This is a genomic window from Allobranchiibius sp. GilTou73, from assembly GCF_021391335.1.
Lineage (GTDB): Bacteria > Actinomycetota > Actinomycetes > Actinomycetales > Dermatophilaceae > Allobranchiibius > Allobranchiibius huperziae.
The window spans coordinates 112,008-138,546 of record NZ_CP090051.1 but is presented as its reverse complement, the minus strand read 5'-3'; the positions used below and the strand labels follow the sequence as shown (position 1 = coordinate 138,546).

Genomic DNA, 26,539 nt, shown 5'->3' with positions numbered 1-26,539 from the left:
GCGGCGTGATGGCAACATGACGGGATGAGCCTTCCCCAGGTCGAGCCGTCCTCCGTCATGCCGGACCGGATCACGATCTACGAGGTCGGTCCGCGCGACGGACTGCAGAACGAGAAGACGATCCTCCCCACGGACGTGAAGGCGCAGTTCGTACGACGCCTGATCGCGACCGGCCTGCAGACCATCGAGACGACGTCCTTCGTGCCGGCCGCGTGGGTGCCGCAGATGGGCGACGCGCCGCAACTGCTGGAGCAGCTGGGCGACCTCGGCCGCGGTGCCGACCGGCCGGTGCTCGTGCCGAACGAGCGGGGCCTGGACGCGGCGCTCGCAGCAGGCGTGGGAGCGGTGGCCGTCTTCGGGTCGGCGACCGAGACCTTCGCGCAGAAGAACCTCAACCGCAGCGTCGAGGAGTCCCTGCGGATGTTCGCTCCCGTCGTCGAACGCGCGAAGGCCGCAGGGCTGTGGGTGCGCGCGTACGTCTCGATGTGCTTCGGCGACCCCTGGGAGGGCGCGGTCCCGATCGATCAGGTGGTGACGGTCTGCGAGGCGATGCTGGCGCTCGGCGCCGATCAACTCTGCCTGGGCGACACCATCGGCACCGGCACGCCCGGTCACGTCGTACGGCTGCTGGATGCGTTGGGGGAGAAGGGGATCGCGCCGGCGACACTCGGCGTGCACTTCCACGACACCTACGGCCAGGCCCTGGCCAACACCCTGGCCGCGCTCGCGAAGGGGGTGCGCACGGTCGACGCCTCCGCCGGCGGTCTCGGTGGGTGCCCGTACGCCAAGAGCGCGACCGGCAACCTCGCCACCGAGGACCTGGTGTGGGCCTGCCGCGGGCTCGGGATCGAGACCGGAGTGGACCTGACCGAGCTGGTCGCCACGAGCGTCTGGATGGCCGGGCAGCTCGGCCGCCCGTCCCCGTCGAGGGTCGTGCGCGCCCTTGGTGACAGTGGTCAGTGACAGGATGCAGGAGACCAGACCAACGTCGGGTCCTCGCGCGCCACGGGGGAGCAGCACCGCGCCCGTCGCGCTCGCGTGAGGCACCCGCAGTCGACGCAGCGGACAGGATTCTTCGTGGGGCAGACATCGGGCATCACCGCAACCTTCGATCCGGACATCCGGGCGCAGGACGACCTTTTCGGGTACGTCAACAGCGTCTGGGTGCGTGAGACCCAGATTCCAGGCGACCGGGCGCGCTACGGCTCGTTCGACCGGCTGCGCGAGGCGTCCGAGGAGAGCATGCGCGAGATCGTGCAGCAGGCGGCAGCCTCGCAGGACGCGCCCGGCACCCCCGGTCGCAAGGTCGGCGACCTCTACACCTCCTTCATGGACGTGGAGCACATCGACTCCCTCGGAGTGGCCCCGCTCGTGCCGACGCTCGACGGGATCACCGCCGTCGCGACGGTGGAGCAGCTGTGCACCCGACTCGGTGTGCTGGCCCGCGCGGGCATCCCGAACGCCGTGGCGGCGTACGTCAGCGCGGACGCCAAGGACCCCGACAGCTACGTGGTCTACCTCGAGCAGGCGGGCCTCGGGCTGCCCGACGAGTCCTACTACCGCGAGGAGAAGTACGCCGAGATCCGAGGCACCTACGTCGCGCACATCGCGGCGATGTTCGGGCACGCCGGCATCGACGAAGGTGAGCGGCGCGCGCAGGCCGTGCTGGAGCTGGAGACCCGCCTCGCCTCCCACCACTGGGACGTCGTCGCCACCCGCGACGCGGTCAAGACCTACAACAAGTTCGACGCGGCAGGCCTGCGCGAGCTGGCGCCCGAATTCGACTGGGACGCATGGACGTCGGGCCTGCAAGCCCCCGAACGCGCGTTCGCCCAGATCGTCCTGGGGGAGCCGTCGTTCTTCAGCGGCCTCTCGGACACCCTGCGTGAGCTGTCGCTGGAGGACTGGAAGTCCTGGCTGCTGTGGCACACGATCAGTGCGCGCGCGCCGTACCTCAGCTCGCCTCTGGTCGATGAGAACTTCGCCTTCTACGGCAAGGCGCTGTCCGGGGTGCCGGAGCTGCGTGAGCGGTGGAAGCGTGGGGTCGCCCTGGTGGAGGGCGCGCTCGGCGAGGTCGCCGGGCAGCTCTACGTCGAGAAGCACTTCCCGCCGCACGCCAAGGAGCGGATGGTGCAGCTGGTCGACAACCTCATCGAGGCCTACCGGCGCGATTTCCAGACGTTGCCCTGGATGGGTGAGCAGACCCGGGCCAAGGCCCTGGAGAAGCTCGCGAACTTCACCCCGAAGATCGGTTACCCCGACAAGTGGCGCGACTACAGCGCTTTGGAGATCGACGCGGACGACCTGCTCGGCAACGTGGTGCGGTCGGCACAGTTCGAGTCCGATCGTGAGCTGGCCAAGCTCGGCGGACCGATCGACCGCGACGAGTGGCTGATGACCCCGCAGACGGTCAACGCGTACTACCACCCGACGATGAACGAGATCGTCTTTCCCGCCGCGATCCTGCAGCCGCCGTTCTTCGACGTGGATGCCGACGACGCGGTCAACTACGGCGGCATCGGCGCGGTCATCGGCCACGAGATCGGGCACGGCTTCGACGACCAGGGCTCGCGGTACGACGGGGACGGTCGGCTGGAGGACTGGTGGACCGAAGAGGACCGCTCCCGGTTCGACGCCCTCGCGAAGGCCCTCATCGAGCAGTTCGACGACCAGGAGCCCGCGGACGCGCCCGGATCGAAGGTCAACGGCGGCCTGACCGTCGGGGAGAACATCGGCGACCTCGGCGGCCTGACCATCGGCTTCAAGGCCCACCGGATCGCCACCGAGAAGGCACCGTCACCCGAGCTCGACGGGCTGACGGGCGACCAGCGGTTCTTCGTCGGCTGGGCGCAGATCTGGTGTGGCAAGGCTCGCGGTGAGGAGGCCGTGCGACTGCTCGCGATCGACCCGCACGCCCCCGCGAACTGCCGGGCCAACATCGCCCGCAACCTGGTCGAGTTCCACGAGGCGTTCGGCGTCTCCGAGGACGACGGCATGTGGCTGCCGGAGGACCGGCGGGTCCGCATCTTCTGATCATCGAGGTGCAGGGAACGCGCCGAGGGGTGGGGACATATCCCCACCCCTCGTGCGTTCCTGCACCCCTCGACTGGGACGGATCGCTCAGGCGACCTCGACGATGCCGGTGATGCGGTGGATCGAGAACGTCCGCGGATGCTCCGGATCCTGCTCGTTCGGGCTGATCAGGCCGGACACCCGGCCGCCCTCGATCCGGCGCGGCCGGAAGAGACCGCGACGCAGCTCACCGGACGGCTCGGCATACCCGATCCACACCCGCGCGCTGCTGCCGACGGCCTCCTGCAGCAGCGACCGGGTCACGCTCGGCTCGGTCGACGGGATGCGCGGACCTGCGGCAGGCTCCGGGCGGTCGCGCTCGCCGGCACGCATGGCGGCGACCAGTCGCTCCGCCAGGGGTTCGTCGACCAGGGAGACCTGCACGGCCTGCGGCGCGCGTGGCGTCGGAGCGCGGTCCTTGCCCGGGCCGGTGCCGACGACCGTGCCGGTCGCGCTCTCCGCGACCGGCGTGTGCCGATGGTCCCGCAGCATCTCCAGCACGGTCGTCGCAGGCGCGGGGGAGATCAGCACGGTCGGCGCGATGCGGCGCAGTTGCAGCGGGGCGAGCGAGCGGTCGCCGAGGATCGCCTGCAGCGATGCCTCGTCGTCGCTGCGCAGATAGCACCCGGCGGCTCCGATCCGGGTCTGTCCGTGCCGGCGGGCGACGTCTCCGACCAGATACTCCAGCGGTTGGGGCAGCGGGGTGCGACTGGCGCTGCGCAGGCGTTCCAGGACGTCGTCGGCGTCGGCGCCCCCGTCGAGCACCGTGCGGATGGAGGTGGGCGTGAAGCGGTAGACCGTTGCAGCACCTCGTGATTCGACCTCCGCTGCGCGGTGCATGAAGCGGCGCAGGTCGTCGCTCAACGCGCCGGGCGCCACTGCGGTCAGGTCGGCCTGCACCAGGAGTTCGTCGATCGGCGTCGGCAGCGCTGGCGCCGGTTCGGTGCCGCCGACGAGCGCGCGACCCGCACTCGTCACGGCACCCGTCGCTGCCAGGCCGAGCCACTCGGCTTCCCGCAGCACGATCGCGGCGCGGGTCGGGGCGCTGCGCGGGAGCCGCATCGGCAGGTGCCAGCGCAGCAACTCGCCCACCTCCTCGAGCGTCGCGGGCCGGCCCGGCTTCAGTGCGGCAAGGACGCCGAGCACCTCGTGCCGGCGGGTCCGCAGCAGCGGCCAGGTCGCCTCGGGCGCGAGCACGTTCAGCGGATCGCCCGGCTGGTCGGCGTCGGTGCACAGGCTCGGCGCGCGCAACGTCGTCCACCACGTCTTCGCGAGCAGCCTCCACCGATGGGCGGGCTCGGCGTCCAGCCACTCGTCGTACTCGGCCGTGGGAAGGAAGACGGGCACGGCGTCGACGGTCCGGCCGACCAGACCACTGGCCGCGGCGATCTCGATGACGAACGCTGCGATCTCGGGTGAGACCTCCAGCGCGGTCGCGGCCGCACGGTGGTCCTTCACGCCCAGGCCGCCCGAGCGCAGCACCCGTGGCCGTTCGCTGCTCCACAGGTCCGCCAGCTCCTCGACCCGGACGAGCAGGTCGTAGGCGGCGCTGCCGCCGACGGCATCGACCGCGGCCGGGTCGAGCGCCGCCGAGGCGGGCTCCGGGTGTGAGAGCGCGTCTTCGTAGAGCCGCCCATCGCGCAAGGCGAGGCCCACCTCGCGGGGCAGCACGGCGGTGTCCTCGGCCACGGACGCTGCGAGCGACGCCTCGAGCAGCTCGTCCCGCACCGCGCGGGCGCCGTTGCTGGAGAAGGTCACCCGCGGACCGGCCCACCGCAGGCGATCCAGCGCGCCTCGGGTCGCGTCCGAGCACTGCTCGATCGCGGCGGCGATGTCGGCCGGCGGCCGCACACCGAGCTCGCGGGCCGTCGGTCCGAGGTGGGCCGGCTCGGGAAGCACCTCGGCGACTGCACGGGCCGGGGTGAGACCGGTGGACGAGCGCCAGAGCAGGCCGAGCTCCTGCAGCGAGCGCAGCTGCGGGGCGACGGTCTTCTGGGCGACGCCGAGGAGTCCGGCCGCGCTCTTGTCGTCGGCGACCAGGACCGCTTCCAGCACCCGTAGCGTGTCGGCCTCGAGGGCCTCGATCGCGCGCTGCACGCTCGGCCGGGTCGCCGCGCGCGCGGCGAGGCCGGTCAGATCCGCCGGGGCGGGCCGGGCCAGGTCGGGGCGACGCAGCACCAGACGACGCAGCTGGGCATCGGTGCGCGACCGCACGTCGTCGGCGAAGCTGCGGGCGGTCATCACCCGAGCGTATGGCGCGGGCGAACGACGCCGCGAACCCCCGCCCGCCGGTCTAGGGTCTTCTCACCGCATCGCCCGCGTTCCAGGAGGCTCCCCGTGGTCACCGTCCCTCTGCCGTCCTACGCGTCCGGCACCTCCGACGTCCCCCTGCTCGGCGACACCATCGGCGCGAACCTGCGTCGTACGGCGGATGCCCACGGTGAGCGCGAGGTGCTGGTGGACGTCCCCAGCGGACGGCGGTGGACCTACGACGAGTTGGTGCAGGACGTCGACCGGCTGTCCCGAGCGTTGCTCGCGAGCGGGGTGCAGCGCGGCGACCGGGTGGGCATCTGGGCGCCGAACGTCCCGGAGTGGGTGCTGGTGCAGTACGCCACCGCGACGATCGGCGCGATCCTCGTCTGCGTCAACCCGGCGTACCGCTCGCACGAGCTCGCGTTCGTGCTGCGCCAGTCGGGCATGCGCACCCTCGTCAGCGCGACGGCGCACAAGTCGTCGGACTACCGCGCCATGGTGGAGGAGGTGCGCGGCGACTGCCCGCAGCTGCAGGACGTGGTCTACCTCGGCGAGGACAGTTGGTCGCAGCTGCTGGCGCGGGCGGGCGAGATGAGCGACGAGGACCTGGCGAGCCGAGCCGCCGACCTCGACCCCGATCAGCCGATCAACATCCAGTACACGTCGGGCACGACCGGTTTCCCCAAGGGCGCGACCCTCACCCACCACAACATCCTCAACAACGGCTTCTTCGTCGGGGAGATGATCGCCTACTCCCACGAGGACCGGATCGCGGTGCCGGTGCCGTTCTACCACTGCTTCGGGATGGTCATGGGCAACCTGGCAGCGACCTCGCACGGCGCCTGCCTCGTCATCCCGGCGGCGTCGTTCGAGCCGGCCGCGACGCTGAAAGCTGTGCAACAGGAACGGTGTACGTCGCTCTATGGCGTGCCGACGATGTTCCTGGCCGAGCTGGGGCTGGAGGACTTCGCGTCGTACGACCTGTCGAGTCTGCGGACGGGGATCATGGCGGGTTCCCCGTGCCCGGTGGAGGTGATGAAGCGGGTCATCGCCGACATGCACATGGAGGCGGTCGCGATCTCCTACGGCATGACCGAGACGTCGCCGGTGTCCCTGATGACCCGGATGGACGACAACCTGGCCCGGCGGACGGAGACCGTGGGCCGGGTGATGCCGCACCTGGAGGTGCACATCATCGACCCGGCGACCGGTCAGCGGGTGGGACGCGGGGAGACCGGCGAGCTGTGCACGCGCGGCTACAGCGTGATGCGCGGCTACTGGGAGCAGGACGACAAGACCGCCGAATCCATCGACGAGGCGCGCTGGATGCACACCGGCGACCTCGCCACCATGGATGACGACGGCTACGTCGCGATCGTCGGCCGCATCAAGGACCTGGTCATCCGCGGCGGGGAGAACATCTACCCGCGGGAGATCGAGGAGTTCCTCTACACCCATCCCGACATCGCCGACGTGCAGGTCGTCGGGGTGCCCGACGAGCGGTACGGCGAGGAGCTGATGGCGTGGATCATCATGCGTCCGGGGCGACCCGAGCTGCAGATCGACGCGCTGCAGGACTTCTGCCGGGGCAAGCTGGCGCACTACAAGATCCCGCGCTACCTGCACGTGACCGGAGAGTTCCCGATGACCGTGACCGGCAAGATCCGCAAGGTCCAGATGCGCGAGGAAGCGGTCGAGATCCTCGCCCGCTGACGTTTTGGACATGCATGGCGGGGCAGATGTGCCCCGATGTGCATGTCCAAATGACGAACCGTGCTGAGATTGGCCCATGGCAACGGCGCTTCCCAGCGGGGACCAGTGGACGATCCGGCACGATGACCACGAGGTGGTGATCGTGCAGGTCGGTGGCGGGCTGCGCACCTACCGCGCCGACGGCCGCGATCTGCTCTTCGGCTATCCGGAGGACGCGAAGTCCGACGCCGGTCGCGGACATCTGCTGATGCCGTGGCCGAACCGGATCCGCGACGGGAAGTACACCTTCGCGGGCAAGGACCAACAGCTGGCGCTCACCGAACCCGCCCGCTCCAACGCTTCGCACGGCCTGGTCCGGTGGGCCGACTGGTCTGTCGTGCAACATGACTCGGATGCCATCGTGGTCGAGCACCTGCTACGACCGCAGCCCGGCTGGGACTGGACGCTGCGCCTGCAGGTGGCCTACACGCTGAGCGCCCTCGGTCTAATGGTGACGCCGGCGGCGACCAACCTCAGCGACACCCCGGCCCCGTTCGGGTACGGCGTCCACCCCTACCTGACCGCGGGGGAGGACACCGTCGACGAGTTGACGCTGACCCTGCCGGGATCGCGCACCATCACCGTGGACGAGCGGCTGCTCCCGATCGGGTCGGCGGCGGTCGAGGGGACGCCGTACGACTTCCGCGCCGGGCGCGCCATCGGCACCACACAGCTCGACCACTGCTACGCCGACCTGACCTCGAACAACGGACGGTGGACGATCTCCCTCGACCACGGCGGGACCCGGACGACCCTGTGGGCGGACGCGACCCGCTTCCCGTACGCGCAGGCCTTCACCGGTGACACGCTCCCGCCGGGACGGGTGCGTCGGACCGGCGTCGCGCTGGAACCGATGACCTGCCCGGCGGACGCCTTCAACAACGGCGAAGGGCTGCTCACCCTCGAGCCGGGTCAGACCTGGACCGGGTCGTGGGGGATCAGCCCGGGCTGAGGCTCAGCGCGGGGGCATCCGCAGCGCGCCGTCGAGTCGGACGACCTCGCCGTTGAGCATCGGGTTGTCGACGATGTGGGCGACCAGTGCGGCGTACTCGGCGGGCTTGCCGAGGCGCGACGGGTGCGGGATCTGCGACTCCAGCACCTCGATGGCCTCCTGCGGGAGCCCTGCGAGCATCGGCGTCTCGAACGTGCCGGGCGCGACCGTCATGACCCGGATGGACTTGTCGGCCAGGTCGCGCGCCGCCGACAGGGTGAGCCCGACGATGCCGCCCTTGGACGACGCGTACGCCGCCTGGCCGATCTGACCGTCGTACGCCGCGACGGACGCGGTCATCGTGATGACGCCGCGCTCGCCGTCGACCGGCTCGAGGTCGAGCATCGCCGCGGCCGCGAGGCGTAGCACGTTGAAGGTGCCGATGAGGTTGATCTCGACGACGGTGCGGTAGTCCTCCAGCGGGAGCACCCCACGCTTGCCGACGATGCGGCCCGGCGTGCCGATCCCTGCGCAGTTGACGGTGATCCGCAGGTCGCCGAGCTCGCGCGCGGCGTCGATGGCGGCCTGCACCTGCTCCTCGTCGCGCACGTCGGCGGCCACGAACCGGGCCCGCTCGCCGAGCGACGCCGCCACCTCGGCACCGGGGGAACGGTCCAGGTCGAGGATCACGACCGCCGCACCGTCCGCGGTCAACCGTCGGGCGGTCGCCTCGCCGAGGCCGGACCCGCCTCCGGTGACGAGGGCGACGGTGGAATCAGTGATCTGCACTGGGCATTCCTTTCGGGGGAGTGGTGCCCGCGAGCAGGTGCCGGGCGATGACGATGCGCTGGATCTGGTTGGTGCCCTCGAAGATCTGGGTCACCTTGGCGTCACGGAACATCCGCTCGACCGGGAAGTCACTGGTGTAGCCGGCGCCGCCGAGCACCTGGATCGCGTCCGTCGTCACTCGCATGGCTGCGTCGGTGGCGATGAGTTTCGCGCTCGATGCCTCCATCGAGAACGGCCGGCCGGCGTCCTTCAGTCGTGCGGCCAGCAGATACGCCGACCGCGCGGCATACGTCTGCGCCTGCAGGTCGGCGAGCAGGAACTGCAGTCCCTGATTGCTGGCGATCGTGCGCCCGAACTGCGTGCGCGTGGCGGCGTAGCTCACGGCGGCGTCGAGTGCCGCCTGGGCCAGTCCGGTTGCGGCAGCCGCGATCCCGAGACGTCCGGAGTCGAGCGCCGCCAGTGCGAGATGCATGCCCTCACCGTCGGCGCCGATCCGGCGACCGGTGTCGACGTGGACGTCCTCGTAGTGGATCTCCGAGACGGTGTCGCTCGCCAGGCCCATCTTGCGCTCGGGCGTCCCGGCCGACAGCCCCGGCGCGTCCGCAGGGACGAGGAAGCAGGACAGGCCGCGGCTGCCGGTGTCGGCAGTGCGCACGAAGCTCGTGTAGTAGTCGGCATGGCCCGCGTGCGAGATCCAGGCCTTGGTGCCGCGGATGATGTACGCCGAGCCGTCCGAGACCGGCTTGGCCCGCGTCCGCATGCTCGCGATGTCCGAGCCGGCGTCGCGCTCGGACAGGCAGTAGGCACCCAGCAGGTCGCCGCCCAGCATGTCCGTGAGCCACGTGGCCTGCTGCTCATCGGTGCCCGCCGTGACCAGGGGGAAACACGTCAGTGCGTGTACCGAGACGCCGACCGCGACGCTCATCCAGGTGGCCGCGATCTCCTCGACCACCTGCAGATAGGTCTCGTACGGCTGGCCTCCGCCGCCGAGCTCCTCGGGGTAGGGCAGGCCGAGCAGCCCGCTGCGGCCCAGGGTGCGGAAGACATCGCGGGGCAGCTCCCCGCTTTTTTCGGCGGCCTCGACGCGCGGCGCCAGCTCCTTGCGGCAGAGGTCACGGGTCAGCTCGATCAGGTCGTCGCCAGCGGCATCCGGCAGCAGGCGTGAGGCAGGCATGCGACCGACTGTAATTGGCGTCCGGAACGGCGTGTGGCGCGCCCCACATCCCGTCTTGCGGCAGGAAATAATCTCGCCTAACCTTCGCTCGACAGGAAATAGTGATGCAAGGAGACGTGGTGGCTGTCTTTCCGAAGGTTCTGGTCGAGCAGGAGCATTCCAGTGCCTGGGCGCTGGATCGCGGGCTCGCTGCGGTGATCAATCCCGCGAACCCCGACGACGCCAGCCTGGAGCGCGCCGCGGCGACGCTGCGCGCCCGCGGCTTCGAGGTCGCCGCGAGGCACGATGGCCGGGTCAGCGCCTCGAGCCTCGACACCGCCGACGTCTACGTCATCGCCCACCCTGCCGACGGACGCTCCGAGCGGGTCGCCGGCAGCCTGCCCGCGGCCTTCGAGCAGTCCGAGCTGGACGCGATCCTGCAGTTCGTGCGCGCCGGCGGCGGTCTCGTCGTCCTGGCCGACTGCGACCAGGACGTCCACGGCAACAACGTCAACGACCTGCTCGCGCACTTCGGCGTCAGCGTCCGCAGCACCGTGGTGCACGAGTCCGCCGACGGCGGCCACCGCCACCTGGGCAACGCCACCTGGGTGCTCGCCGACCTGGCCGGCACCAAGGGCCAGGGCCTGCTCGCCGGCGTCGACGAGCTGTGCTTCTACCGCAGTGGCGTCATCGACATCGAGCCCGGCGCCGACGTGCAGGTGCTCGCGCGCACGAGCCCCACGGCGTACCCGGCGGAGGAGGCGCTGGTCGTGACCGCGTCGTACGGCGCGGGCCGGGTCGTCCTACTCGCCGACTCCGACATCATGGGCGACGACTCGATCGGCGAGCTCGACCACGGGCAGTTCTGGACGAACGCCGTCACCTGGGCGGCCGGTCGGCGCACCCACGAGACGCGGCACCAGGGCTCGGGCGTCGAGACCTCGGCCGAATGGCTGCGGTTGAAGGACGCGGTGCAGGAGCTGCGCCTCCTGCAGTCCAAGGACGGGTCCATCGACGGCGCGGCGCACGACCACACGCGCGCCGCCGACCTGGTCGACGTGATGAAGCGCGAGATCGCTGCGCTGGCGCCGCGATTCCCGCACGACGCCGCCTACCTCGCGGCGCTGCCGCGCGACCTGGACGCCTGGGTCGACGGCGGCTTCGGCGTGCCGGACTTCCTGGACTCCCTCATGCTGTTCCGCCCGGACCAGCACCGCGCGGACGGCGTCGAGCACCTCGTGCTCTTCCCCATGTACACCCAGAACGGCAACCCCGACCGCGTCTTCGAGGCCGTCCTGCTGTGGGTGGCGTGGCCGGACTGGCTGGCGTGGGTCGAGGCGTCGTACGACAACCCGATGTTCCTTGCGATGAACTTCATCGACTTCACTCCGGGTTACGACACCAACTCGGCCGTGCTCTTCCCCGAGACCGTCGCGGTGCGGGAGATCCCGAAGTTCAACTGGGGCGGCATCTTCTGCGATCGCGAGGGCGCGCGGTTCCGCCGCGTCGTCCGCGAGGCCTCGGCGCTGCTGTCGCTGCAACTGCCGCCGGACGCCGAGCGGCTCATCGCGTCGCAGGACCTGGCTCAGAGCACCTTCGCCATGTGGGACCTGATCCACGACCGCACCCACAGCCACGGCGACCTGCCGTTCGACCCGTTCATGATCAAGCAGCGGATGCCGTTCTGGATGTACGCGCTGGAGGAGCTGCGCTGCGACCTCAACACCTTCCGGCAGGCGGTCAAGCTGGAGGCGGCGGGTCAGCCGTACGCCCGGTCGGTGCAGCTCGCAATCGTCTTCGACCGCATCTTCCGCTTCCCGATCACCGGTGACCGGGTGCGCAACTACGACGGGCTCGGCGGGCAGCTGCTCTTCGCCTACCTGCACAAGCACGACGCGCTTCGCTGGACCGACAACAAGCTGTCCTTCGACTGGCGCCGCGTGCCCGAGGTGGTCATCGAGCTGTGCGACGAGGTCGAGCACCTCTACCGCGCGGGCATCGACCGGTCGCGGGTCGGCCACTGGCTCGCGTCGCACGAGTTCGTGGCGCGGTACGTCGCGCCGCACCCGGCCTCGACCTGGGCGAAGGGCGCCGCGGCGCTGCCGCTCGACGGTCCGCTCAAGCCGCTGACCGACGCCGTGCAGCCCGACGAGTTCCCGCTCAACGTCTTCTACGAGGCGCTGCGCAAGAAGATGACGCCGGTCATCGCCTCGACCGCGGGCATCACCGCGGCGACCGCGGATGACGCTGCCGGTGCTGCTCCGGCACCTGCGGTGCGGGTCGCATGACGGATCTCTCCCAGCTCGTGATCGTGGTCACGGGCGCCACCGGTGCGCTCGGACCGGCCGTCGTACGTCGCGCGGCCGGCGCCGGTGCCCATGTGGTGGCGGCCGGCCGTGACGAGACCGCGCTGGTCGAACTCGCCTCTGCCACCGAGGGATCGGTGAGCCCGAGCACGGTCGACCTGGCCGACGAGCAGGCGACGCTGGCGTGGGGCCATGAGTTGGTCGAGCAGTACGGCCGGGTCGACGGGCTGCTGCACCTGGTCGGCGGGTGGCGCGGCGGCAAGGGCATCGTCGAGTCGGACCTCACCGACTGGGACGTGCTGCACGCGTCGTTGATCCAGACTCTGCAGCACGCGTCCCGGGCGCTGCACGACCCGATCCGGGACAGCCCCCGCGGGCGGCTCGCGATCGTCTCCTCCACCGGAGTGGCGCGCCCGCGGGCCAAGAACGCGTCGTACGCCGCCGCGAAGGCCGCCTCCGAGGCGTGGACCCTCGCCGTGGCCGACTCGTTCAGCGGCACGCGGGCCGCCGCGAGCGTCGTACGCGTGATGGCGCTGCTCACCCCGGCGATGCGCGAGGCGCGTCCCGACGCGGCGTTCAAGAACTACCGGGACGTGGACGACGTCGCGGCGCAGCTGATCTCGCTGTGGGACTCCCCGGCCGCAGAGGTCAACGGCGCGATCCTCTGAAGGCCCCCGCCCTGACCAGCCCCGAGTGGCATACATATGTTTCGGGTGCACCCCGCACAGGTATGCCACTCGAGCAGTTGGTATGCCACTCGATGAAAGGTGGCCGACCGTGAGCCTGCCGATCCTGCACGACCGCGCCGAGCGCGGATTCGCGAGCGACAACTACTCGGGGGTGCATCCCGAGGTGCTCGCCGCCATCATCCGCGCGAACGGCGGCCATCAGACGTCGTACGGCGACGACGTCTACACAGCTCGCTTGCAGGAGGTCTTCCGCGAGCACTTCGGCCCGCGCGTCGAGGCGTTCCCTGTCTTCAACGGCACCGGTGCGAATGTCGTTGCGCTGCAGTCGGTCACGCAGCGGTGGGAGTCGGTGATCTGCACCTCCACTGCGCACATCCACGTCGACGAGTGCGCGGCGCCCGAGCGGATGGGCGGGCTGAAGCTGATGACCGTGTCCACCCCGGACGGCAAGTTCACCCCCGCCCTGATCGACACCGTGGCCATCCGGCTCAACGACGAGCACCACGCGCAGACCAAGGTCGTCTCCATCACGCAGACGACCGAGCTGGGCACCGCGTACGCCGTTGACGAGATCGCCGCCATCGCCGAGCACGTGCACTCCCGCGGGTGGGTGCTGCACGTGGACGGGTCCCGCCTGTCCAACGCCGCCGCGTCGCTGGGCGTCTCCTTCAAGGAGATGATCACCGACACCGGCGTGGACATCGTGTCGTTCGGCGGCACGAAGAACGGTCTCATGGTCGGCGAGGCCGTGCTGGTCCTCAACCCGGACGTCGTCACCGGCATGAAGTACCTGCGCAAGCAGTCGATGCAGCTGGCGTCGAAGATGCGTTTCATCTCCACCCAGCTCGAGGCGCTGCTGTCCGGCGATCTCTACCTGCGCAACGCCTCGCATGCCAACTCGATGGCCCGGCTGCTCGCGGAGCGGGTGCGCGACATCCCCGGCGTGCAGGTGCCCCGGCCGGTGCAGGCGAACGCCGTCTTCGCGATCCTGCCGCACGACGTCAGCGAGCGGCTGATGGAGCGTTTCCACTTCTACTTCTGGGACGAAGGCGTCGGCGAGGTGCGCTGGATGTGCTCCTTCGACACCACGGAGGACGACATCGAGACGTTCGCCGCGGCGATCCGCGCCGAGATGACGAGCGCGACGAGCGAGACGAGCATCGCGCGCTGACCCGCTCGGTGAGAGCGGGCCGGGGTCACCAGAGGTTCAGCGACCCCGCGAAGACGTCGTGGATGTCCTGCTCGGTGACGTCCTTGGGTGCGGTGGCGAGCAGCCGCTGCTGTTTCATCGTCCCCTCGACGAGGTCGTCGAAGTCGGAGGCCGAGTAGCCGATCGCCGCAACGCCGTTCGGCATGCCGATGGCGCGCATGAGGTCTGCCAGCACCGAGGGCAACTGGTCGCGAGGGTCGTCGGCGCGCGGCGCGTCGGGTGCGAGCAGGGCTGCCGCCCGCAGGTGCCGATCGGGTGACGCGTCGTACGTGAAGCGGAACGCCGCGGGCGCCGTCAGCGACACCGACATCCCGTGCGGCACCATCGCGGCGTCCTGCGGGTAGTCGGCGGGCCGGTAGTCGCGCACCCTCCCGGCGATGGGGTAGGCGTTCGCGTGCGGGATGTGCACGCCCGCGTTGCCGAAGCCCATGCCGGCGAACGTCGCCGCGAGCGCCATGTCGAAGCGCGCGTCCTTGTCCGACCCGTCCTGCACGGCGCGCCGGAACGAGCCCGCCATCAGAGTGAGGGACTTCTCGGCCCACATGTCGGCGACCGGGTTGGCGCCGCAGTAGGGCACCCGCTCGCTCGGTTGCTTCGCCGCGAACGACGTGTACGGCTTGGCCGTGTAGCTCTCCAGCGCGTGGCAAAGGATGTCCATGCCCGAGCACGCGGTGACCATCGGCGGCTGGCTGACGGTGAGGTCGGGGTCGACCACGGCGGTGGTCGGGCGCAGCGAGACGTGGCTGATGCCGGTCTTCACGTGCTGGGAGAGCACGTCGAGTACGCAGATGGTGGTGCTCTCCGACCCGGTGCCCGTCGTGGTGGGCACGGCGACCAGCGGCTTGAGAGGCCGCATCGGGTCGGCGCCCTTCCCGACCGGCGCGTTGACGTAGTCCATCAGCTCGCCGGAGTTGGTGGTGAGCAGGTTGACGGCCTTGGCGGTGTCGATGCTGGAGCCACCGCCGACGGCCACGAAGGCGTCCCACGGTCCATGCTCGCGCGCCCAATCCACAGCAGCCGCAAGGCTCTCGTCGGTCGGCTCGACGTGGGACCCGTCGTACACCTCGACCTGCACGCCCGCCTCGCGCAGCGAGTCGGCGACGTGTCCGGGCGCGCCCGTGGCGGCGACGCCCTTGTCGGTGACGACCAGGACCCTCCGCGCTCCTTGCGCCGCCAGGTCGTAGCCCACTTCGCGCGATGCCCCCGGGCCGAGCTTCAGGTGCGGTGCGGCGTAGGTGAAGACGGTCTCGCGGGCATCGCTCATTTCGCCAGTATGTCGTCGCCCGCGGCGGCGCCCTGATCGGCCCATACGACGACGCGTGCCGGGTCGACGTCGAAGCGGCAGGTGCCGCCGACCGGTACCTGCGACAGGTCGCGGGCCGTGGCGGCGAGGAGGACGTCGTCCCCGAGCCGCAGGGTCACCGCGATGTGGGATCCGAGGTCGGCAGCGTCCTCGACGACTGCATGATGCTCGCCGTCCGGGCGGAGCACGACGTCCTGCGGGCGCACGCACCACGTCACCGGCGTATCGGCCGGTAGCCCTGTCGTCACGAGGAATTCGCAACCCCCTGCCCGCAACGCCCCGCCGGCCGTGAGCCGGCCCACCGCGACGTCCGGGATGCCGACCAGCCGCGCCACGGTCGGTGATGCCGGGCGCCGGTAGACCTCGGTGACGGGACCTGCCTGCAGCAGCTTGCCGTCCGCGATGACCAGCACCTCGTCCGCGAGCAGCGCCGCCTCGACCGGGTCGTGCGTGACCAGCACGGTGGACAGCCCGCTCTCGCGCTGCAGACGTCGCACGGTCGTCTGCAGGCCGGCGCGCACGGGTACGTCCAGCGCGGAGAACGGTTCGTCGAGCAGCACGACGCGAGGGTTCTGGCTCAGCGCCGCCGCGAGGCTCACCCGCTGGCGTTCCCCGCCGGAGAGCTCCTGCGGGCGGCGGTCGAGCAGCTGGTCCAGCCCGAGTGTCTGCAGCCACCACGCGGCCAGCGCCGGGTCCGCGCGCACCCCGAACGTCGCGTGCTCCCACACGGTCAGATGGGGGAAGAGGCCACGGTTCTGCGGGACGTAGCCGACGCCGCGCAGTTGGGCGGGCACCTGTGCGACCGCGTCCCCCGCGAAGTCCACTTCGTCGCCGGGTGCGGCGTTCAGTCCGGCAATCGCCTTCAAGGTGAGGGTTTTTCCCGACCCGGAAGGTCCGAGCACGGCCAGCCGGTCGCTGCCCGCCCGATGGGCGAGCCGGAGGTCGAAGTCGCCCATCCGCTGTCGCAGGGCGAAACCGACGGGCACCCGTGCGGCGGCCTGCGGGTGCACGGGCGCGGGGACCCGGGCGCGGTGTCGGCGCCGGGGGAGGCGGAGACCGGCGAGCAGGAGGCCGACGACCGCGATGCCGAGCGCGAGGGCGGTCGGTGCCTGGGTGGTGGGCAGACCGGTGGCCGAGAACTGCACCGAGGTGAAGACGGGCAGCGTGTACGGGTGGTAGGCGAGTAGCACCGTGGCGCCGTACTCGCCCAGCGCTCGCAGCCAGGTCAGCACCGCACCCGCTCGGATCCCGCCCGCGGCCAACGGCAGATCCACCTTGAGGAAGCGAGCGAGCGCGCCGTGACCGAGGGTGGCTGCCAGGTCGTCGAGCGCGGGGTCCCGCTCCGCGAAGGCCGACCGTGCCGCGATGATCAGGAACGGGGCGGCGACGAAGGTCTGCGCGATCACCACTCCGGCCGTGGTGCCGGTGAGCCCGCCGCTGACATGCGTGCCAAGCCAGGTGTAGGGCCCGACCAGGTAGATCAGCACGATGCCGCTCATCACCGGCGGCAGCGCGAGCGGCAGTTGGACGACGACCGTCACCACGCGTGCGAACGCGCCGGTCGACGTCGCGAGCCAGTGCGCGAGCGGCACCCCGAGCAGCAGGACGATGACGGTGCTGATGCTGGCGCTCACGACCGACGTACGCGCCGCCGCCCACAGCCCCGACTCGCCGAATCCACGGTCGCCGGAGGTCGCGAAGCGCCAAGCGAAGTAGACCAGCGGCACGAGCAGATAGAGCGCCAGCAGCCCGCCGAGATACCTCAGCGGGCTGCTGCGCGTCGTGGCGCGACGGTGGGCTACGGGGTGCTCCTCAACTGCTGGGCAGCAGACCTGCGGGCGGTGTGCCGGTGACCTTGGGCGGCGAGGTCACGGTGAACGCCGCGGCCTTGAAGATCGCCTGTGCCTGCGATCCCAGCAGATACTTCACGAACGCCGCGGCACCCGCGGCGTTCGGCGCGCCCTTCAACACCGTGACCGTGTAGCTCGCCTTCAGGTCGGTCCCGGTCAGCGGGACCGTCTGGATGCCGGCCGTCTTGGCCTCGCTGGTGTAGAAGAAGCCCGCGTCCAGCTGCCCCGACTGCAGATTCGCGACCAGGGTCTCCTCGGGGAAGACGTCGGAGGTGGACGAAGCGACCTTCGACAGAGCCGGATGGGCCTTCGCGTCGTCGCTCAGCGCCTGCGCGGTGAGCTTGCCCTTCGGATCGGTCTTGGGGTCGGTGAAGCCGACCTTGAAACCGGGCTGGGTGATCACGTCGTACCAGGGCTCGGTCTTGAGGGCGCTCGCGAACCTGCTCTTGGGGTTGATGCCGAGGACGAGCTTGGAGGAGCCGAAGGTGACGTACCAGCTCACCCAGTCGCCGTTGGCGGTGCCCATCAGTGACTGGTCGGCCTTCGGGCTGGCGCTCACGAAGACGTCGCCCCGGCGCACCTTGCCCTTGATCTGGCTCGCCAGGGCGGTCGACCCCGCGGAGAAGCCACTGAACGAATACCCGGTACCGGCCTTGAATCCCGGCCCGATCTTGTCCTCCATCAGCTTCACCAGCGACCCGGCGTAGAGCACGTCGACGCTCCCGGTGCCCTTGGCGGGCGACGTGGACGAAGTCGTGGTGGACGCACTGCTCGAGCTGGAGCCGGACCCGGATGCGCCGGCCGAGGACGAGCCCGGCGAGGACGACCCACCGCCGCATCCGGCGGTGGCGCAGGTACCGAGGGTCACGAGGACCAGACTGCCGAGCAGGCGCTTCATGGGTGGTGCCTTCCGGTGGACGACGACAGCGCGTGCGCGCGACGGGACCATCCTGTCCCATTCGGTAGTCAAGGTGCGACTACTACGCCGGTTCGCCGAGGATCGTGTCGAGGAAGTCGATCGCCACCCGGGTCGACAGCAGCCGCCACACCACGACCCGGCGATCGAAACCCACGCTCTGCTCCAGTTCCTGCTCGATCTGCGCCACCCGTTCGGTGAATCTCGTGCGCTGTGCCCGGGCGAGCGGACGCGGGTCGGCCCCGGCGCCGTCGATCAGGGCCAGCTTGAGCAGGAACATCGACCGGAAGTCGCGTACCCGTTCGACCGGCTCCGCCAGCCAGCGCTCGGTCTCGACCTGCCCGGCCGCGGTGATGTCGACGATGGTGCGCCGCGGGCCGCGGTCGCCCGGCTCGCCGGCCCGCTCGCGCACCAGGTCGCGTTCGATCAGTCGGGCGAGCTCGCGGTAGACCAGGGGCCGGGTGAGACTCCACACCCGTCCCAGGTCGCCGGTGGGCTGCAACCGCCGGGCGATCGCGAAACCGTGGGTGGGCCCCTGCGCGATCGCGCCCAGCACGGCGTACGCCGCGGGGCTCATCGGTGGGTGGCTGGGCGGCATCGTGCGGGCGGTCGCCGAAACGGCGGGACGCTCAGTCGTTCCGCGACGTGAGCCGGCGCGGTTCGGGCTGCTTGGGCAGCAGGTCGTCGCCGGAGCTTCGGCCCTTCAACCGCCGCTGCACCCAGGGCGCCAGGTAGTCCTTCGCCCAGGCGGCGTTCTCGTGGGCGATGTGGGCGCGCGACAGGACAGGCCCGGCGGGCAGCGCCGCGGCCCACTCGCGCTCGCCCTCGATGACGCCCAGGGTCCAGCCGGCCTGCAGGGCGACCCGACGGTGGCCCTCGGTCGCCAGGTGCAACCGATCCGGTGACCACATCCGCGCGTCCCGCAGCGACCGCATCGACCAGATGTCGAGCACGTACGCCTCGGTGCGCTGCGCTATACCCCACAGGTTGGCGTTGTGTGCCGCGATCCTCGGGCGGGCGGCCTTGATGACCGGCGCCTGCGCGGGATCGGCCAGCGTGGCCAGCAGGACGTCCGCGCCCGCGGTCCGGGCCCGCATGACGGCCGCCTCGATCCGGTCGGCGATGTCGTCCAGGTCGGCCCGGGGGCGCAGGATGTCGTTCCCGCCGCCGATCATCGACAGCAGGTCGGGTTCGAGGGGCAGCGCGGCGTCGAGCTGCGGCCCCACCACGTCGGCCAGCAGCCGTCCGCGGATCGCGAGGTTGGCGTAGTCGAAGTCGGTGCGGCGGTCGCTGTTCTGCTTGGCCAGCTGCCCGGCGAGGCGGTCGGCCCAGCCGATGTAGGACTCCGGGCGCGCCGGGTCCGGGTCGCCGACCCCCTCGGTGAAGGAGTCCCCGATCGCGACGTACCGATGCCATGTCATGCCAAGCTCCAATCCACGGGGGCGCCACCCTGCTCGGTGAGCAGGGTATTCGCGCGACTGAACGGGCGGGAGCCGAAGAAGCCGTTGCGTGCGGACAGGGGGAGGGGTGCGCGCTCTCGACGTACGGCGTGCTGCCGAGGCGGGGCACCAGCGAGCGGGCGTCTCGGCCCCAGAGGATCGCGACCAGCGGCTGGTCGCGCGCGACGAGGGCGTCGATGGCGCGCGCCGTGACCTCCTCCCAGCCGTGGCCGCGGTGGCTGGCGGGCTTGCCGGGCTGCACGGTCAAGACCCTGTTGAGCAGCAGCACCCCGCGCTCGGCCCACGGTGACAGGTCGCCGTTGCCGGGGGTCGGGACGCCGAGGTCGCTGCTCAGCTCGGTGTAGATGTTGGCGAGACTGCGGGGCACCGGGCGCACGTCCGGTGCGACCGAGAAGGACAGGCCGACCGCGTGGCCGGGCGTCGGATAGGGGTCCTGTCCGACGATGAGCACCTTGACCTCGTCCAGCGGCTGCCCGAACGCGCGCAGCACCCTGTCGCCGGCGGGAAGGTAGCCACGTCCGGCGGCCAGCTCGGCGCGCAGGAAGGCTCCGCACGCGCTGATCGTGTCGGCGACCGGCTCGAGGGCGCCGGCCCAGCTCGGGTGGACGAGCTCGGGCAGCGGCGCGGTCGGCATACGGCCAACCTACGACGCCCATGTGGCGCGGCCGGCCTGGCACCTACACTCGCGGTCGTGCACGGCTACGACGAATACACGCAGGACCTGGGCAAGTCGATCCTCGAGTACGCCGCGGAGCGACTCGCGCTCGACCCGGTCCCTCTCGACGGTCCGCGGACCAAGGAGCAGCTGGACGCTGTGGCCGGGGAGGCGTTGACGGAGAAGGGCATCGGCGGCCAGGAGGCGCTGCGCCTCTTCGCCGAGGAGCTCTCGCTGGCGTGCCTGTCGACCGACCACCCGCGTTATTTGTCCTTCATCCCGTGCGCGCCGACGCGCGAGGCCGCGATGTTCGACCTGGTCGTGGGGGCCTCGTCCATCTACGCGGGTTCATGGCTCGAGGGGGCGGGCGCCGTCTATGCAGAGAACCAGGCCCTGCGCTGGATCGCCGACCTCGTCGGTCTGCCCGAGGGCGCCGGCGGCTCCTTCGTGCAGGGCGGCACGATCGGCAACCTCTCCGCGCTGGTCACCGCCCGCGAGACCGCCCGCGTACGCAGCGGTGCCCGACCGTTCCGCGTAGCCGCGACCGTCGGATCGCACTCCTCCATCGCGTCGGCCTGCCGGGTCATGGACGCCGAACTGGTGCAGGTGCAGGTCGGCGACGACCTGCGGCTGACCGGTGAGGCGCTGCGCGAGGTGCTCATCGACGAGGGGCCGGAATCGTTCTTCGCCGTCGTGGCGACCTGCGGAACCACCAACTTCGGCATCATCGACGACCTGGAGTCGGTCGCCGCGGTGTGCGAGGAGTTCGGCATCTGGTTCCACTGCGACGGCGCGTACGGCGGCGCCGGGCTCGCCGCGCCCAGCGTCCGGCCCAAATACGCCGGCATCGAGCGCTGCGACTCCTTCATCGTCGACCCGCACAAGTGGCTCTTCGCGCCGTTCGACTGCTGCGCGCTGCTCTACCGCGACCCGGCGCTGGCCCGGGCCGCGCACACCCAGCACGCGTCGTACCTCGACGTCCTCACCGACGCGCCGGACTGGAACCCCACGGACTACTCGGTGGGGCTCACCCGGCGCGCGCGGGGTCTGCCGTTCTGGTTCTCCCTGGTCGCGAACGGCACGCAGAAGTACAGCGCGGCGATCGAGCGCACCCTGGAGGTGACCCGGTTCGCCGAGGCGCAGGTGATCTCGCGCGACTACCTCGAGGTCGTGCGCCACGCCGACCTGTCGATCCTGGTCTTCCGCCGGCTCGGCTGGGAGCCCGCGGACTACCACCGCTGGTCCGACGGTCTGCTGGAGCGCCAGGAGGGGTTCGTGGTGCCCACCTCGCACGACGGGGAGACGCTCGCGCGCTTCGCGATCGTCAACCCGCTCACCAGCGAGGACGACATCACCGCGATCCTCGACTCGATGGCCTGACCTGCCCGGACCTCCCGCGGCGCGCGGACGTTCGTCGGTGCGGGTTCTGCCTCTGCGGCCAGTGCTGCAGCCCTGGCCGCAGACGCAAACCGGCCACGCCGACGCTTTGGCTTCGCCGTCGGATCGCCTCAGGCGGCGCGGATCTGCAGCTGTTGCCCGTCCGGGTCGGTCACGTGGACCGACCGCGAGTCGTCCGCGTGGGTGACGGTCGCGTCCGCGTAGCCGTGGTCCTGTAGGTCCTTCGCGACCGTGTCGAGGTCGCGCGCCGTGGTCAGGCACAGGCTCACCAGAGCGCCGGACCTGCCGGTGAGGGAGGTGCCGTCGCCGACGTGCAGGCCCACCGCGCCCGTCCCCGCGGAGAACTGCGCGTACGTGCCGTCCGCCGCGCTCATCGAGCGCTCGAGCCCCAGCGTCCGGAGGAACCGCACGTAGGGGCCGGCGGGATCGGTGAAACGGACCGCCACCACGCAGGTCGAGGCGTCGGGCGTCGGTTCGTGCGTCCGGTAGCCGTAGGTGTCGGCGTGCACCGAGTTGATCTGCACCTCGTCACCCAGCGGATCGGTGATCATCAGCGATGCGCCGAAGGTCTCATCGACGTACGTCGTGCCGAGTCGCTCGGCCAGGCCGATCAGGTCCGAGGATTCGAAACACAGATTCGTCTGACCGGCGGCGCTCGGGGAGTCCGCGTCGCCGGCGGAATGCAACCAGACCCGGCCCGCACCCGCGTGCAGATCGACCCAGCCGGACGACGTGACGGCGGGGGAGAGGCCGAGCACCTCGAGGAACTCCCGCATGGCCGGCAGGTCGTCGGTGTAGCGGATGGCGGCGACGGTCAGAGGCATGGTCATGACTCCCTTTCGGTGGACGTGCTCGTGGGCGTGCCGGGGTGGTCGGGGGTGTCGCCGTCGAGGTAGTCGGTGAGCGCACGTGAGACGAGGGTGGACAGGCTGCTGCCCTCGTCGACGGCCCGGTGCTTCACCCGGGTCACGAGGTCGGGCGGGAGGTAGACGTTGAACTGCACCTTGGAGGAGGAGTCGCGAGCTGTCATGACAGTATGCTAGCAAGATAGCAAGCGAGTGGGAAGGGGTCGCCGAGATGGTCGAGGATCGCCCCATCCGGCTCATCCGTCACGGCACGCCGCAGCGGAATGACAAGGGTGTGATTCGCTCCTATAGTCGAGGCTGTTCATCTCGACGGCTGAAAGGTTGCCCATGAGCGTCGCCGACGCGCAGGTCCAGGGGGCCGACCGCACCAGTGATCTGTCCGATCGCGACCGTCGCATCCTGGACTTCGAGCGCACCTGGTGGAAGCTGCAGGGCTCCAAGGAGCAGGCCATCCGCGAGACGTTCGACCTCAGCTCCACGCGCTACTACCAGGCGCTGAACTCCCTGATCGACACCCCGGGCGCCCTCGCGTACGACGCCATGCTGGTCAAGCGACTGCAGCGGCTGCGGGCCGGCCGGATGCGCCAGCGCACCGCTCGTCGACTCGGGTTCGACCAGGGCGAGAAGGCCTGACCCCCTCCAGCCGCCGGGCCTGAGGTCCGGCCTCCCATCCGGTGCGATCCGCGGGGCCCCAGCCGTTTGCACTCGGGGGCGGCGAGTGCCAATAATGCTGTTAGCACTCTCGCCATGAGAGTGACAGACAGTGGCCGTCCGACGAGTGCCGCTCACCGCCGGGTATCCGTACACCCGGGCAGGCGCGGCTCGTCCGTCGCGGGCGTCGTACGGCCAGCTTCGGTACGCACTGTGGGAGGACCACGCAGATGGCCAAGACCATTGCATTCGACGAAGAGGCCCGCCGCGGCCTCGAGCGGGGCATGAACATCCTCGCCGACGCCGTGCGCGTCACACTCGGCCCCAAGGGCCGCAACGTGGTGCTCGAGAAGAAGTGGGGAGCCCCCACGATCACCAACGACGGCGTCAGCATCGCCAAGGAGATCGAGCTCGAGGACCCCTACGAGAAGATCGGCGCCGAGCTGGTCAAGGAGGTCGCCAAGAAGACCGACGACGTCGCCGGTGACGGTACGACGACGGCGACCGTGCTGGCCCAGGCCATGGTCCGCGAGGGGCTGCGCAACGTCGCCGCCGGCGCGAACCCGATGGCCCTCAAGCGCGGCATCGAGGCCGCCGTGGCCGCGGTGTCCGCATCGCTGCTGAGCCAGGCCAAGGAGATCGAGACCAAGGAGCAGATCGCTGCTACCGCCTCCATCTCGGCCGCCGACCCGCAGATCGGCGAGCTCATCGCCGAGGCGATGGACAAGGTCGGCAAGGAAGGCGTCATCACCGTCGAGGAGAGCAACACCTTCGGGCTCGAGCTCGAGCTCACCGAAGGCATGCGCTTCGACAAGGGCTACATCTCCGGCTACATGGTGACCGACACCGAGCGCATGGAGACGGTGCTGGACGACCCGTACATCCTGGTCGTCAACTCCAAGATCTCCAGCATCAAGGACCTGCTGCCGCTGCTGGAGAAGGTCATGCAGTCCGGCAAGCCGCTGATGATCATCGCCGAGGACGTCGACGGCGAGGCGCTGTCGACCCTGGTGGTCAACAAGATCCGTGGCACCTTCAAGTCGGTTGCCGTCAAGGCCCCCGGTTTCGGTGACCGTCGCAAGGCCATGCTCGGCGACATCGCCATCCTCACCGGTGGTCAGGTCATCTCCGAGGAGGTCGGCCTCAAGCTCGACACCGCGGAGCTGGACCTGCTGGGCACCGCGCGTCGCGTGGTCGTCACCAAGGACGAGACGACCATCGTCGAGGGTGCGGGTGACACCGACCAGATCGCCGGTCGCGTCAGCCAGATCCGCGCCGAGATCGAGAACTCCGACTCCGACTACGACCGCGAGAAGCTTCAGGAGCGCCTCGCGAAGCTCGCCGGTGGCGTGGCCGTCATCAAGGCGGGCGCTGCGACCGAGGTCGAGCTGAAGGAGCGCAAGCACCGCATCGAGGACGCTGTCCGCAACGCGAAGGCTGCCGTCGAAGAGGGCATCGTCGCCGGTGGTGGCGTCGCACTGCTGCAGGCGACCGACGCCGCGTGGGGTGGACTCAAGCTCGAGGGTGACGAGGCCACGGGTGCGAACATCGTCAAGGTGGCCGCCGAGGCTCCGCTGAAGCAGATCGCCTCGAACGCGGGGCTCGAGCCCGGCGTCGTGGTCGAGAAGGTGCGCAACCTGCCCTCCGGTGAGGGCCTGAACGCCGCGACCGGCGAGTACGTCGACATGGTCGCCACCGGCATCATCGACCCGGCCAAGGTGACCCGCTCGGCGTTGCAGAACGCCGCGTCGATCGCCGCGCTCTTCCTCACCACCGAAGCGGTCATCGCCGACAAGCCGGAGAAGAACGTGCCGGCGGCGCCGGGTGGCGGCGACGAGATGGGTGGCATGGGTTTCTGACCCAGCCGCGCAACGAAGGTTGCGGGCGAGCGAAGCGAGTCCGCGGCCGCAGTGGAGTGGCTGGGGCAGAAACCCAGAAGGAACAGCTTCTGAGCTGAACCGATACGGACCAGTCTCCGACTGACCACTCCGCGAACCACGCAAGCGAACCACGCAAGCGAACAACGCAAGCGAACGACCGGGACCGCCCCGCGCCAGAGATGGCGCGGGGCGGTTCTGTCCTACCCGGCTCAGGAAGAGGGGCACGGGCGCCGAAAGCAGCGGGAGCGGGTGCGACGATGGCGCGATGGCGATCCTCGACGCGAGCCTGGACGAACTGCGCGCGACGCGCACGAGCATCAAGTGGCGTGCCTACGACCTGGACGTGATCCCGGTCTGGGTCGCCGAGATGGACTGTGCGCCGTGCGATCCCGTGGTCGAGGCCATCGAGGGTGCGCTGCGCCGGGGCGACGTGGGGTACGCGGCCCCGGGTCCGCTGGAGGAGGCGTTCGCGCACTTCGCGAAGGAACGTTGGGACTGGGCGGTCGACCCGGCCCAGGCGATGATGCTGCCGGACGTGATGATCGGCGTGGGTGAGCTGCTGCGCGCGAACACCCGCCCCGATGCGGCCGTCGTGGTGAGTCCGCCCTGCTACGACGCCTTCTTCGGCTTCGTGCAGGCCGTCGGACGTCGGCTGGTCACGGCCAGGCTCGACGCGAATTCCCGGCTCGACCCCGAGGCGCTGGAGGCGGCGTTCCGGGACGCCGGGCCCGGTGCGGCGTACATCCTGTGCAATCCGCAGAACCCGATGGGCACCGTCCACACCGCGGACGAGCTGGCGATGCTGGCCCGGCTCGCCGACCGGTACGACGTGCAGGTCGTGTCCGACGAGATCCACGGGCCGCTGACGCACCCGGGGGTGACGTACACCCCATACCTCGCGGTGCCCGAGGCGAGCCGGGGCATCAGTGTCGTGAGCGGGTCGAAGTCCTGGAACCTCGCGGGCCTGAAGATCGCGCTCGCCGTGCCGGGCGCGGACGCGACGGCCTCCCTCGGCGCCCTGCACGAGGTCAACACGCACGGAGCCAACCACCTGGCCGAGATCGCCCACACCGCGGCGTACGCGCACGGCGGCCCGTGGCTGGACGAGCTGCGCGGCGAGATCGTCGAGCGGCGAGAGCTGTTGTGGGGGATGCTCGCCGAACAGCTGCCCGAGATCCGAGTGACACCAGGGGAGTCGACCTACCTCGTCTGGCTCGACTGCACCGAGCTGGGACTGGCCGATCCGGCACGCTCCTTCCTGCAACAGGGCCGGGTGGCGCTCGGCGTCGGGACCAACTACGACCCCCGCGGTCGGCAGTTCGTCCGCTTCAACGTGGCGACCTCGCCGCAGGTGATCGGTCAGGCCGTCGAGCGGATGGCCGGCGTCCTCCACTGACCTGTTCAC

Annotated in this window: 21 protein-coding genes and 1 pseudogene; 11 read left to right on the top strand and 11 right to left on the bottom strand. The window is 70.5% G+C overall.

Going from position 1 to position 26,539, the window contains the following annotated elements; all coding sequences use genetic code 11:
• Positions 1–24: 24 nt before the first annotated feature.
• Both LVQ62_RS00660 and LVQ62_RS00655 read left to right on the top strand, forming a co-directional pair.
• On the top strand, positions 25–963 hold the full coding sequence (locus tag LVQ62_RS00660) for a hydroxymethylglutaryl-CoA lyase (RefSeq protein WP_233763668.1): 939 nt from the start codon (positions 25–27) through the stop codon (positions 961–963).
• A 114-nt stretch (positions 964–1,077) separates the two neighbouring features.
• Positions 1,078–3,033, top strand: coding sequence for a M13 family metallopeptidase (locus tag LVQ62_RS00655; RefSeq protein WP_233763666.1), 1,956 nt, complete (start codon positions 1,078–1,080; stop codon positions 3,031–3,033).
• A gap of 87 nt (positions 3,034–3,120) precedes the next feature.
• On the opposite strand, the gene LVQ62_RS00650 is transcribed toward LVQ62_RS00655, so the two are convergent.
• Positions 3,121–5,313 (bottom strand): helicase-associated domain-containing protein, encoded by a 2,193-nt coding sequence (locus tag LVQ62_RS00650; protein WP_233763664.1) that lies wholly within the window; start codon positions 5,311–5,313, stop codon positions 3,121–3,123.
• Positions 5,314–5,409: 96 nt separating this feature from the next.
• Here LVQ62_RS00650 and LVQ62_RS00645 point away from each other — a divergent pair, with 96 nt between their 5' ends.
• Both LVQ62_RS00645 and LVQ62_RS00640 read left to right on the top strand, forming a co-directional pair.
• A complete protein-coding gene (locus LVQ62_RS00645; RefSeq protein ID WP_233763662.1) occupies positions 5,410–7,038 on the top strand; it encodes an AMP-binding protein in 1,629 nt (542 codons plus the stop codon).
• 76 nt (positions 7,039–7,114) lie between these two features.
• A complete protein-coding gene (locus tag LVQ62_RS00640) occupies positions 7,115–8,029 on the top strand; it encodes an aldose 1-epimerase family protein (RefSeq protein WP_233763660.1) in 915 nt (304 codons plus the stop codon).
• A gap of 3 nt (positions 8,030–8,032) precedes the next feature.
• Here LVQ62_RS00640 and LVQ62_RS00635 read toward each other — a convergent pair whose 3' ends face one another.
• Both LVQ62_RS00635 and LVQ62_RS00630 read right to left on the bottom strand, forming a co-directional pair.
• Complete coding sequence (locus tag LVQ62_RS00635) at positions 8,033–8,797, bottom strand: SDR family NAD(P)-dependent oxidoreductase (RefSeq protein WP_233763658.1); 765 nt, start codon at positions 8,795–8,797, stop codon at positions 8,033–8,035.
• A complete protein-coding gene (locus LVQ62_RS00630; RefSeq protein ID WP_233763656.1) occupies positions 8,784–9,971 on the bottom strand; it encodes an acyl-CoA dehydrogenase family protein in 1,188 nt (395 codons plus the stop codon). Before LVQ62_RS00630 ends, LVQ62_RS00635 begins: the two co-directional genes overlap by 14 nt.
• Positions 9,972–10,090: 119 nt before the next feature.
• Here LVQ62_RS00630 and LVQ62_RS00625 point away from each other — a divergent pair, with 119 nt between their 5' ends.
• The 3 genes from LVQ62_RS00625 (at position 10,091) to LVQ62_RS00615 (ending at position 14,116) form a co-directional block, all read left to right on the top strand.
• Positions 10,091–12,238: a DUF6421 family protein gene (locus LVQ62_RS00625; protein ID WP_233763654.1), complete on the top strand. Its 2,148-nt coding sequence runs from the start codon at positions 10,091–10,093 to the stop codon at positions 12,236–12,238.
• Positions 12,235–12,924 carry an SDR family NAD(P)-dependent oxidoreductase gene (locus LVQ62_RS00620; RefSeq protein ID WP_233763652.1) on the top strand — a complete coding sequence of 230 codons (690 nt, stop codon included), beginning with the start codon at positions 12,235–12,237 and terminating at the stop codon, positions 12,922–12,924. The genes LVQ62_RS00625 and LVQ62_RS00620 overlap by 4 nt, the downstream gene beginning before the upstream one ends.
• 82 nt (positions 12,925–13,006) lie before the next feature.
• Positions 13,007–14,116, top strand: a complete 1,110-nt coding sequence (locus tag LVQ62_RS00615) for a low specificity L-threonine aldolase (protein ID WP_233763650.1) — start codon at positions 13,007–13,009, stop codon at positions 14,114–14,116.
• Positions 14,117–14,141: 25 nt separating this feature from the next.
• On the opposite strand, the gene LVQ62_RS00610 is transcribed toward LVQ62_RS00615, so the two are convergent.
• From LVQ62_RS00610 to LVQ62_RS00585, 6 genes and pseudogenes are all read right to left on the bottom strand, one after another.
• Positions 14,142–15,419, bottom strand: coding sequence for a hydroxyacid-oxoacid transhydrogenase (locus LVQ62_RS00610; protein WP_233763648.1), 1,278 nt, complete (start codon positions 15,417–15,419; stop codon positions 14,142–14,144).
• Positions 15,416–17,185: an ATP-binding cassette domain-containing protein gene (locus LVQ62_RS00605; protein ID WP_233763646.1), complete on the bottom strand. Its 1,770-nt coding sequence runs from the start codon at positions 17,183–17,185 to the stop codon at positions 15,416–15,418. The genes LVQ62_RS00610 and LVQ62_RS00605 overlap by 4 nt, the downstream gene beginning before the upstream one ends.
• An 85-nt stretch (positions 17,186–17,270) precedes the next feature.
• Complete coding sequence (locus LVQ62_RS00600) at positions 17,271–18,206, bottom strand: substrate-binding domain-containing protein (RefSeq protein WP_233763644.1); 936 nt, start codon at positions 18,204–18,206, stop codon at positions 17,271–17,273.
• 82 nt (positions 18,207–18,288) lie between these two features.
• The gene (locus LVQ62_RS00595) at positions 18,289–18,801 is read right to left on the bottom strand and encodes a PadR family transcriptional regulator (protein ID WP_233763627.1); all 513 of its coding nucleotides are present in this window, start codon (positions 18,799–18,801) and stop codon (positions 18,289–18,291) included.
• Positions 18,802–18,853: 52 nt separating this feature from the next.
• Positions 18,854–19,645 (bottom strand): SGNH/GDSL hydrolase family protein, encoded by a 792-nt coding sequence (locus LVQ62_RS00590; RefSeq protein WP_233763625.1) that lies wholly within the window; start codon positions 19,643–19,645, stop codon positions 18,854–18,856.
• Positions 19,642–20,318: pseudogene (locus tag LVQ62_RS00585) on the bottom strand (uracil-DNA glycosylase). The gene LVQ62_RS00590 and the pseudogene LVQ62_RS00585 overlap by 4 nt, the downstream one beginning before the upstream one ends.
• 57 nt (positions 20,319–20,375) lie before the next feature.
• Between LVQ62_RS00585 and LVQ62_RS00580 the strand changes: the two are divergent.
• Positions 20,376–21,719: a pyridoxal-dependent decarboxylase gene (locus tag LVQ62_RS00580; RefSeq protein WP_233763623.1), complete on the top strand. Its 1,344-nt coding sequence runs from the start codon at positions 20,376–20,378 to the stop codon at positions 21,717–21,719.
• A gap of 128 nt (positions 21,720–21,847) precedes the next feature.
• On the opposite strand, the gene LVQ62_RS00575 is transcribed toward LVQ62_RS00580, so the two are convergent.
• Positions 21,848–22,561 (bottom strand): VOC family protein, encoded by a 714-nt coding sequence (locus tag LVQ62_RS00575; protein WP_233763619.1) that lies wholly within the window; start codon positions 22,559–22,561, stop codon positions 21,848–21,850.
• A 2-nt stretch (positions 22,562–22,563) separates the two neighbouring features.
• On the bottom strand, positions 22,564–22,767 hold the full coding sequence (locus LVQ62_RS00570; RefSeq protein ID WP_233763618.1) for a CopG family transcriptional regulator: 204 nt from the start codon (positions 22,765–22,767) through the stop codon (positions 22,564–22,566).
• A 163-nt stretch (positions 22,768–22,930) separates the two neighbouring features.
• Here LVQ62_RS00570 and LVQ62_RS00565 point away from each other — a divergent pair, with 163 nt between their 5' ends.
• From LVQ62_RS00565 to LVQ62_RS00555, 3 genes are all read left to right on the top strand, one after another.
• Positions 22,931–23,236, top strand: a complete 306-nt coding sequence (locus LVQ62_RS00565) for a DUF3263 domain-containing protein (RefSeq protein ID WP_179478930.1) — start codon at positions 22,931–22,933, stop codon at positions 23,234–23,236.
• A gap of 248 nt (positions 23,237–23,484) precedes the next feature.
• Positions 23,485–25,113, top strand: coding sequence for a chaperonin GroEL (gene groL / locus LVQ62_RS00560; RefSeq protein ID WP_179478932.1), 1,629 nt, complete (start codon positions 23,485–23,487; stop codon positions 25,111–25,113).
• Positions 25,114–25,399: 286 nt separating this feature from the next.
• Positions 25,400–26,530, top strand: a complete 1,131-nt coding sequence (locus LVQ62_RS00555; protein ID WP_233763616.1) for a MalY/PatB family protein — start codon at positions 25,400–25,402, stop codon at positions 26,528–26,530.
• The last annotated feature ends 9 nt before the right edge of the window (positions 26,531–26,539 follow it).